Source organism: Nocardia sp. NPDC004722 (genome assembly GCF_053601505.1).
On record NZ_JBSGBY010000336.1, the window covers coordinates 1 to 9189 of the forward strand.

Below are 9189 nucleotides of genomic sequence, written 5' to 3' on the forward strand. Positions count from 1 at the left end.
GCGACCCCGAACTTCGGAAGGTCAACGATCAGATGGTCGTCAACTTCACCATCGCGTCCACGCCCCGCGTGTTCGACCGTCAGGCGAACGTGTGGAAAGACGGTGCGCCGCTGTTTCTTCGGTGCGCACTGTGGCGTGAAGCCGCCGACAACGTCGCCCAGTCCCTGTCCAAGGGTTCGCGGGTGATCGTGACCGGCAAGCTCTCGCAGCGCAGCTACGAGGACTCCAGCGGCGTCAAACGCACGGTGATGGAAGTGGCCGTCGATGAGATCGGGGTGTCTTTGAAGTACGCCGTCGCCAAGCCGATCAAGCGGACCGCCTTCGCCGGTGCCCGCAACGGCGGCCAGGCCGCAGCCAAGGACGCCGCGTCGCGGGGCAGTGATGACCCGTACGCCGGTTTCCAGCCCGAGGCGGAGGAGGCGTGATCATGCGCAACCCCGACCTGGGCGGCCACGGCCGAGACGACGGCGCTGTTGAGTTCGGTGGGATGGGCTTCGGGTTCACCACCGCGTATTGCGTCGAGTGCGGGTTCATCGACTTCACCGTTCACCTGTTCGGAGAAGTCGCTCACGAGGTCGGGATGCACCTGACCGTCGCGCAGGCCATCGACCTGCAGGACCTGCTCCGGCGCGCTGTCAACGACGCCATCGAAACCACCACTGATTCAAACGAAATGGAGTTCTGATCATGGCGTACCTCAGCAGCGACGCTCGCGCGGCCTCGAAAGGACTGTACGGGCGCGGCGGAGCCGGTATCACCTCGATGTCCTGGCACAACATGCCCGACGCCACGGTCGAGTTCCTGCCCGCCGCCGATACCCGCGGGGATATCGAAATCCGGTGGACTGTCGATATTTTCGAGGGAGTACTGGCCGACCTCACGGTCAGCGAGGCTCGCATCCTGCGGGACAAACTGGCTACGGCCATCATCGAGTTCGAAGGCCCTGATTCCAGCGTCTCTGACAACGAGGTCGACGACACGGTCACCGTCAACGCCGACGGCGCCGTGCAGACGCTGGAGAGCGAACCGGCGTTCTGCCGGGACTGCAATGGGCGAATCAGCCTGCTGTCCAACGGAACCGACTATTGGTGGACGCACGAACCGCACTCCATCAATGATCACGAACCTGTCCCGGAAGGACCGGCGCACTGCCGAGTCTGCGGCGGGCGGATCGGGCTGGTCACCGTCGGTAATTACCGCGGGTGGGAACACTATTTCGAGCCCTGGGCCGAGCACGACGCCGTGCCCGGTCTGGTCACCGTCTCGCACACCAGCGGGGAGGCGGCGTGATGAACGCGGAATACAAGGCGCGCAGCGTCACCGAGATCCGAGCGATCGCGGCTACGATGCGCGAGGACGGCAGCATGCGGATCGCCTACATCCACGGCGACCCGAGTCACTACATGATCGCCGACATCCCCCAGGATCTGGCCAACCATGTACTGGGTGCGATCGCGCACGCTCTGCTCAACGCCGAGCAGGCCGGTGCCACCAGCGAAGGACCGTCAGCGTGGACAGTCCTGACCACCAACCAGAACGTGGAGGTGGTGCGGTGAACACCACACAGATGATCCAGCGCTCCGACCGACTCGGTCGGCTGCTGATCACGATGGAGCCGGGCGCGAAGTTCCGGTTCACCTTCCTCTACAGCCTGGGCGGGCAATACCGGTCGGTGACGGCCGAACTGTCTCGCCCGAGCACCGCGGATCTGTTGCAGGCCATCACTTCCGCACTCCAGGAAGGGATTCCGGTCGACGCCAACGAGCCAGTTGCCGCCGACACGAAAGCCTACGGAGTGTGGGTGGCCGAACTGATCAAGGAACGCGACGAACTGAAAGACCACGCGAAGGAACTGCTCGATCAGGTGCAGTGCCTGCAATGGGACCTCAGCGCGCTCCACGCCCAGCATGACCTGTGCCCGGAGCCGAGGAAGGTGTCGTGATGGATCCCAACGCGGCACTGACGCGAATCCGGGAGCTGCTCAAGGCATCCGACGATCTCGGATACACCGAGGGCAGCGATCGCAACCCTGCGGTCGGCATGCTGTTTCATCTGATCGAAGCCGTCGAAGGACTCGATCAGGAGCTGTCGCAGGGCGGTTTCCTGCCCAAGGAATGGGAATGGGCACGTACGGCGGTGACGTCGTGATCGACCCGAACCTGACCTTGCAGGCGATCCGCGAGTTGATGACCGAGATCGACGAGCTGATGCAGTGGCGCTACGGCGGCGACGACGCCAAATTGGTGATCGACAAGCAGGCGAAGCTGCTGTACCGGTTGCAAGGCAACTTGGAGGACCTCGATCGGTGGATGGGTCGCGGCGGCAAGTTACCGGAACATTGGAACTCGCAGACGCGGATCGACCGCATCGAACCGATGATCTGCTGTGGCGAGCCAATGGCCGTCTTCTCCGCACACATGGGCACCGCGTTCGACACCGGGCAGGACTGCGCCATCCTGGTGTGGCACTGCTCCGAATGCGGCCACTGGGAACCCTACGAACCCCACCCGACGGATCCGGACGAGATCGTGCCGAACTGCCTGTGCGGTGTGGGCATGGTCGATGTTCCTCCGTCGCAATGGGATCCGTCGAAGTTTCGAATCGTCATGTGCACCGACTGCGGGGCATACGACACCTGGTGGACCGCCCGCCCCGACAGCGGATACCAGCGAGAGACCGGCCACACAACGGAGTGTGCGCACGAAACCCGCCGGTTGATCGATGAATTCAACGAGGAATGCATCGATTGCGGTATCCGCGGCCCCGCCGACCCCAGCTGGGACATCGACGATGGCCAAGGGTAAGAAACCGATGAGCCGCCGGACCGAACTTCGGCGCGGGCGGATGTTCCAGGAACAGTACGACCGAGGCGCGAGCTGGGACACGATCGCCGTCGACTCCGACATGTCGAGGTCGAAGGTGATGCGGCTGGCCAGGATCTACCGGGACGACTGCGATCGGAAAGCTCATCAACAGCAGCTGACCTTGTTCAGCTGAACCCTTCGAACACAACTGAATACTGATCAAGTGGAGTCCGTGCCTGTTTCTACCAGGCACGGGCTCCGCCCCTTTTCTACCAGGAATGAACTGAATTACACCGAAACCGGTCAGTCCGCACGTGGCAAGACCTCCTGACGCAATGCCGCGGTCAGTCGGGCAGTCGTGATGGTGTCAGGATGGTCGGGGCCCAGGACGCGTAGTTGGTCGGTGAGCAGCTGTTCGTATTCTGTGATGGCACCGGCGATGTCACCGCTCCGGCCGCGCCAGGAGCCCAGGTTGCTACGGGTGAGAAGAGTATCAGGGTGGTCGGGGCCGAGGACGCGTAGTCGGTCGGTGAGCAATTGCTCGTATTCTGTGATGGCACCGGCGATGTCACCGCTCTCACCGAGCCAATGGCCGAGGTTGTTGCGGGTGTTGAGGGTGGCGGGGTGGTCGGGGCCCAGGACGCGCAGTCGGTCGGTGAGCAGTAGCTCGTATTCTGTGATGGCACCGGCGATGTCACCGCTCCGGCCGCGCCAGGAGCCCAGGTTGCTACGGGTGCTGAGGGTGGCGGGGTGGTCGGGGCCCAGGACGCGCAGTCGGTCGGTGAGCAGCTGTTCGAATTCTGTGATGGCACCGGCGATGTCACCGCTCTCGCCGCGCCAAGAGCCCAGGTTGCTACGGGTGATGAGGGTGTCGGGGTGGTCGGGGCCCAGGACGCGCAGTCGGTCGGTGAGCAGTAGCTCGAATTCTGTGATGGCACCGGCGATGTCACCGCTCTCACCGCGCAAGGTGCCGAGGTTGTTGCGGGTGGTGAGGGTGTCGGGGTGGTCGGGGCCCAGGACGCGCAGTTGGTCGGTGAGTATCAGCTCGTATTCTGTGATGGCACCGGCGATGTGGCCGCTCCGGCCGCGCCAGGAGCCCAGGTTGCTACGGGTGTTGAGGGTGGCGGGGTGGTCGGGGCCCAGGACGCGCAGTTGGTCGGTGAGCAGTAGCTTGAGTTCTGTGATGGCACCGGCGATGTCACCGCTCTCGCCGCGCCAGGAGACGAGGTTGCTACGGGTGTTGAGGGTGGCGGGGTGGTCGGGGCCCAGGACGCGTAGTTGGTCGGTGAGCAGTAGCTTGAATTCTGTGATGGCACCGGCGATGTCACCGCTCTCGCCGCGCCAGGAGCCCAGGTTGCTACGGGTGATGAGGATGGCGGGGTGGTCGGGGCCCAGGACGCGCAGTCGGTCGGTGAGCAGTAGCTCGAATTCTGTGATGGCACCGGCGATGTCACCGCTCTCGCCGCGCCAGGAGCCCAGGTTGCTACGGGTGATGAGGGTGGCGGGATGGTCGGCGCCAAGTGTCTCGATGAAGAGCGGAAGCCAGGTTGCCCAGCGATCACGGTTGTCAGCAGCATTTGCCGTGTTCAAGCTGCGTAGGTAAGAGATAGCTTGGTCGGAGTCGCCGATGGCGAGGTAGTGACGCACTGCTGAGCCTCGTGCGTACTGTGCCGTGGTGCTGGTGTCGTCGTTCTCGATCGCTCGGAGTATGGCGCGGTGGCCATCAAGGATCGAGACTTCATGCTGCTCGAGATGGTGTTGGATCGGAGGTTGAAAGTCGGTATGGGCGAGTCCAAGTGATTCGTTGAGGGTGCCGGGGTTACCGCGGCTGATCAGCGCACCGAGGTTGGCGACCGTGTCACGAAGTCGGGATGTCGGTGCGGTTATGCCGAGGGTCGGCAGCGCCGCGTGCAACAAGCTAAAAGGCAATACCGGGCCCGCACCAGCTGCGGTGAGAACCGTCAAGACGGCAGTGATGACATCGTCGGTGGACAAGCCGAGGGTATCGACAGCCTGATGGATACGGCGTTCGATCAGCGTCTCGAGTTGGATGCGACCGATATCCTGCTCGCTGAGCTGGTTGAGCTCGGTCATCAACCGCGCCAACAGCCAACCGCCAGCAGTTGTTTGGTCTCGGATGGTGCTCAGCCACTGCTGCCAATCAGGTCCGCTATCTTGGCCGTCGGCGATTCTGTGCGCTTCTGTAACGACGGTGATGATGTCGTAGTTGGTGGGAGCTTCGATCCGGTGGATCTGTTGATGTGCGAGGTCGGGAAGCGTCTCGGCACGGGTGTCCTGCCGGATTCCCGCGATGACGCGAACGTGGGCGAGACTGTCTCGGCGGGTCAATTCCTTTATGGTGGAAGCGATCTGTATTTGAGCGCCTTCTTCGGGTTGATCTAGTCCATCGATAATCAGGGTGAATCCGAAGATCGAGCGCATCGACTCCAGGGGTTGCAACACGGTTAGTTCGGTCTGATCCGGTGGCGTATCGGCGTCGATGTAGCGGTTCGCGACAGCTTCAACAGCTTCGGGGTAGCCCGGCAATCGTCTCGTGAACTGCAGAAAGAGTTCCTCCGTGAAGGATTCGAGGGTGCTGGTCACATCCAAGAACACGGCCGCGGTAACAAAAGTGGAGTTGAACGTTGCCCCCTCGAGCAGACTGGGGCGGATCAACAGCGACATCAGGGTGGATTTGCCGCATCCGGCCGGGCCGACAACTGTCCTCAGCCGGTGCGTGGTGTCGGCGTAGACCTCCGCGGCCTGGATGCGCAACGTCAGGCTGATGGTCGGGCCGTTGGTCAGATGATCGATGAATCCGGCCGATGGCCGTCCGTACACCGCGTCATCGACGCGAGAGATGTTGGGCACCAACCACAAACCAGGATCACCACCCACCGCCGAGCTCCTCGCGACTGGCACCTGTCGCGGGCATGACGCCGCTATATGCGGCCGCAGATCGCTCGGCCGCAGGAACGTGCCCTGCTGAGGCAGACCATGAGCAAAGGCATCGAGCATGGTCCGAGTGAAACACCCGCCAAAGGCCGGGCGACCACGCTCGGAAGCAACCAGCAACTCGATACGTCCCGAGCGCGGGTCCAACGCGTCGACCCAGTCCTCGGTGTTGCCGGCGCTGCTACCGGCCTCGCACGCGTCGATCAACACGATCAACCCGTCCAACCTGCTCGCGACGAGCTGCTCGGTGATACCGGTTCCGAGGTTGTAGGCGGTGTCGGAATCGAGGCGCTGGTCGGGATCGGAGTCCTTCGCCAGCAGATAGAACAGCTTCGACTGCGTGCTTTGGCCATGTCCGATGAAGCTGAGCAGCAACATCGCCTGCTGCTGCGAAGCGGTCGAGAACGCTTCGGTGACTGCGGCTTTCAGCTCGAGGATCGTCGGATTGAGTACCGGCCCATCGGTGGCGACCGCCGACTGCCAACCCCCACGTTGACACAGATCATCGAAAAGACGGATGGCCAGTTCTGTCGTGAACCCCAGCGAACCCTGTGCGTCGCATTCGGATCCGACAACCAGCGCCAGCTTCCCACCCATGATGAGAAAATACCCCCGCACGCACACCTGCTCAGCAGATCGCGAGGGACACGTCCATGGCCGCCATCGTTCTGGTACACGGCATCGGGCAATCGCAGTACTCCGCCGACCAACTCGAACACAAATGGCTACCAGCCCTCGCCGGAGGCGTACGCAACGCCGGACATCCCCAGCTCGCTGATCAGCTCTGGCGCAACAGTAGTCCCGGTGAGCTCGAGGCCCGAATGGCCTTCTACGGCAACAGATACCTCGATCCGGACGCTCAAGGCGACACTCGGGACTCTGACTTGGACGAGCAGCAGCAAGAACTCGCCGAGCAACTGGCGCTGGCCTGGCTGACCGCGGCCAGCGAACGAGCCAACAGCCCGGGCGACCGGAAGGAAGCCAACATTCAGCTGCTCGAGATCACCGAGCCGACGGACGGGGCCCAAGGCGACCGTCGAATCCTGCGCTCGGCAGCGAAAGGGCTCGCGCGACTGCACTGGTTCGCGCCCAAAGGTTTCAGCCTGGCCGAACGCTTCGTCAACACCAACCTCACCGACGTCACCCGCTACCTCACCGACGAAACAATCCGCGAGTACGCCCAACAACAGATCCTCGACCTCATCGGCCCCGAGACGCGCATCGTGATAGCTCACTCGCTCGGCTCAGTCGTCGCCTTCGAAGCGCTGCACCGCAGCGAGCAGCCCCTCATCCTGGTCACCCTCGGCTCACCACTGGCACTGCAAACCATCATCTACCCCAAGCTGCGACCCCAACCAGCCACCGTGCCCCCAATCCTGAGCCGCTGGTCCAACATTGCCGCCCGCGACGACCTCGTCGCCACCTTCCGCGACTTCGAGCGTTACTTCCAACCCACTAACGGGCACACCGTCACACCGGTAACGACGATCATCGACAACGGTTCACAACCACACGACGCCACTCATTACCTCAGCAAGAAAAGCCTCGGAGCCCTCATTGCCGAGGCGCTCACCACCGGCCGTACAACTGACTAACGCACGTCGATCAACGCCGATCAGATCCGAGGGCGAAGACTTCATCCCGTGCCATCGGTTCCGTGGGGCCGTAGCGCGTAGGCCGGGATCATTTGATCAACCAGGTGCAAGTCGGGGCGGCCGTCGGCGTACTGCAGGCTGTAAGTCACACGCCCGAGCCATTCACCGTCGACAGTCGGCACCCAATGTGACAGGACGCCGGGACGATCGCCGTTCATGTGCACCCCAGCACCGTTGACATGCCTGGGCTTACCGGGGTCACGCACCAGGATCGCGTCCAGGCGCACCCAGACCAGCTTCGGCAGGCTGGTCGCGGTGCGGTAGTAGTGGCCGGTCGCACTCGGGTATTGCAGTTCCGGTTCCGTGCCCTCGGTCTTCGGCATCGACTCGCCGCCTGTCGAACCTATGTTCGAAATATAGCCGAGCGGTCGCTTATCATCACCGGTATGTCCGATGATCAGAAAACGTGCCAGATCTGCGGCGAGCGGCCTGTGGGACCAGGCGGCATGATGTGCCCCGAATGCTTCCAGCGAATCACTGAGCAGAACCGGACGGATCCGTATCCGAACCTGCCGGACATCGACTAACCGCCCCAGCGCCCGTGCTCGCGGGCACGACGCAGCCGCGAGGGGCGGGCAGAGTCTCACTCCCAAAGCCTCAGCAGATCAGCAACGGCTTCCTTGTCGGGGTGCTCATCGAAGATGACGAGGTCCGCGCCGAGCTGATCGAGATACTTCTCCCCATCCCAATCCGAGAACATGACGTTATAGACGCGCCGCGGCCAGGTTCCCCGACACACCCACACGAACTTAGTTGATACCGAGCGGGATTGGCGGCAGCGGTGGAAGTGCCGCGATGGCGGACCGCAGTGACGTAACGACATTGTCTGTCTGGTCGCCGATCGTGGCCACCATGTTGGTGAGAGTCTGGTCGATCGGAATCGGCGCGGACGACGTCGCGGGTTCGGGTGTCGGCGTGGCAGTTTCGATCAGCGGCGGAAGATCGGGCTTCGGCACATCAACGCCGCCACCCAACGCGCCCGCAGCGCCACCCCCGACGACAGCGCCTGCGGTAGCGCCGACCGCGATGCCGGGAACCGCGCCGACCGCGATTCCGGCCAGGCAGCCCAGTCCGGCACCGAGCCCCGCGCCGAGCGGCATGGCGACCCCGGCCGCCGCCGTACCAATCGCTGCGCCGACCACGCCGCCCACCACAGCTCCGACCGCACAGCCGGCACCCGCAGCAGGGACTGAGACGAGTTCCGCACCCGCGACCGCACCGAGTGCCCCGCCGGTGATGGTCGACGCCGCCCGCCGGTCCGATTCCTCGCGGGAGAATCCCAGGGCGTCGTACCCGGCGGCGATCTGCCATTCGATGTAGTCCAGATACGCCTGGGCTTTGCCTTGCGTCTTGGTGCCGATCCAGTCCGGAATCCCGATCACGGTGTTGCCTGCGCGCAATGTGTGCGGGTCGATCGACGCGGGTTCCGTTGCGGGAGAAAGCTCTTCATTGTCAGGTTCGGTAGCTTGCGGGGGCTGGACCAGGGTGTCGGTCTGCGGGGTGGTCTGCTGCTCGGGCCGGGGCCGCGCTGGCGGCGCAGGAGGGTCTGGAATGTAGTCCGCGAGGCTAGGCGCGGCAGGTGGGGAAGGTGTGGTGCTCAAGCCGGGTTGCCCGTCTCCGGGTACCGCCAGACCTGGCTGCCCCGGTGCCGCGGTGGCAATGCCTTGCCCGGCGGCGGCCACGCTCACCGGAGAAGATGGAGCGGCTGCGAGAACGCTTCTATCAGGGCATGCGGGACCTGCACGGCATTACCGGCGAGATCGCCGACCGCATCT

At 63.7% G+C, this 9189-nt stretch carries 12 protein-coding genes; 9 read left to right on the forward strand and 3 right to left on the reverse strand.

The genetic code is table 11. The features are described 5' to 3' along the window. The 8 genes from ssb to ACWELQ_RS28115 all read left to right on the forward strand — a co-directional run. The coding region (gene ssb / locus ACWELQ_RS28080; protein WP_452400037.1) for a single-stranded DNA-binding protein at window positions 1–425 on the forward strand (425 nt) is incomplete at its 5' end. A gap of 2 nt (window positions 426–427) precedes the next feature. Then, the gene (locus ACWELQ_RS28085) at window positions 428–685 is read left to right on the forward strand and encodes a hypothetical protein (RefSeq protein ID WP_452400038.1); all 258 of its coding nucleotides are present in this window, start codon (window positions 428–430) and stop codon (window positions 683–685) included. A 2-nt stretch (window positions 686–687) separates the two neighbouring features. Continuing rightward, window positions 688–1290: a hypothetical protein gene (locus ACWELQ_RS28090; RefSeq protein WP_452400039.1), complete on the forward strand. Its 603-nt coding sequence runs from the start codon at window positions 688–690 to the stop codon at window positions 1288–1290. Then, on the forward strand, window positions 1290–1556 hold the full coding sequence (locus tag ACWELQ_RS28095; RefSeq protein ID WP_452400040.1) for a hypothetical protein: 267 nt from the start codon (window positions 1290–1292) through the stop codon (window positions 1554–1556). The genes ACWELQ_RS28090 and ACWELQ_RS28095 overlap by 1 nt, the downstream gene beginning before the upstream one ends. Next, a complete protein-coding gene (locus tag ACWELQ_RS28100; RefSeq protein ID WP_452400041.1) occupies window positions 1553–1942 on the forward strand; it encodes a hypothetical protein in 390 nt (129 codons plus the stop codon). The genes ACWELQ_RS28095 and ACWELQ_RS28100 overlap by 4 nt, the downstream gene beginning before the upstream one ends. Further along, window positions 1942–2148: a hypothetical protein gene (locus ACWELQ_RS28105; protein ID WP_452400042.1), complete on the forward strand. Its 207-nt coding sequence runs from the start codon at window positions 1942–1944 to the stop codon at window positions 2146–2148. Before ACWELQ_RS28100 ends, ACWELQ_RS28105 begins: the two co-directional genes overlap by 1 nt. Continuing rightward, a complete protein-coding gene (locus ACWELQ_RS28110) occupies window positions 2121–2804 on the forward strand; it encodes a hypothetical protein (RefSeq protein ID WP_452400043.1) in 684 nt (227 codons plus the stop codon). Before ACWELQ_RS28105 ends, ACWELQ_RS28110 begins: the two co-directional genes overlap by 28 nt. A 7-nt stretch (window positions 2805–2811) precedes the next feature. Continuing rightward, on the forward strand, window positions 2812–2997 hold the full coding sequence (locus ACWELQ_RS28115; RefSeq protein WP_452400044.1) for a hypothetical protein: 186 nt from the start codon (window positions 2812–2814) through the stop codon (window positions 2995–2997). Window positions 2998–3107: 110 nt separating this feature from the next. Here the strand turns inward: ACWELQ_RS28115 and ACWELQ_RS28120 are convergent, their stop codons facing one another. Further along, window positions 3108–6356 (reverse strand): tetratricopeptide repeat protein, encoded by a 3249-nt coding sequence (locus ACWELQ_RS28120; RefSeq protein WP_452400045.1) that lies wholly within the window; start codon window positions 6354–6356, stop codon window positions 3108–3110. 56 nt (window positions 6357–6412) lie between these two features. Between ACWELQ_RS28120 and ACWELQ_RS28125 the strand changes: the two genes are divergently transcribed. Then, complete coding sequence (locus ACWELQ_RS28125; protein ID WP_452400046.1) at window positions 6413–7354, forward strand: hypothetical protein; 942 nt, start codon at window positions 6413–6415, stop codon at window positions 7352–7354. Between the two features lie 41 nt (window positions 7355–7395). On the opposite strand, the gene ACWELQ_RS28130 is transcribed toward ACWELQ_RS28125, so the two are convergent. Further along, window positions 7396–7737 carry a hypothetical protein gene (locus ACWELQ_RS28130; RefSeq protein WP_452400047.1) on the reverse strand — a complete coding sequence of 114 codons (342 nt, stop codon included), beginning with the start codon at window positions 7735–7737 and terminating at the stop codon, window positions 7396–7398. 426 nt (window positions 7738–8163) lie between these two features. Beyond that, entirely contained in the window at window positions 8164–8814 is a 651-nt protein-coding gene (locus ACWELQ_RS28135) for a hypothetical protein (protein WP_452400048.1), read from the reverse strand. Window positions 8815–9189 lie beyond the last annotated feature (375 nt).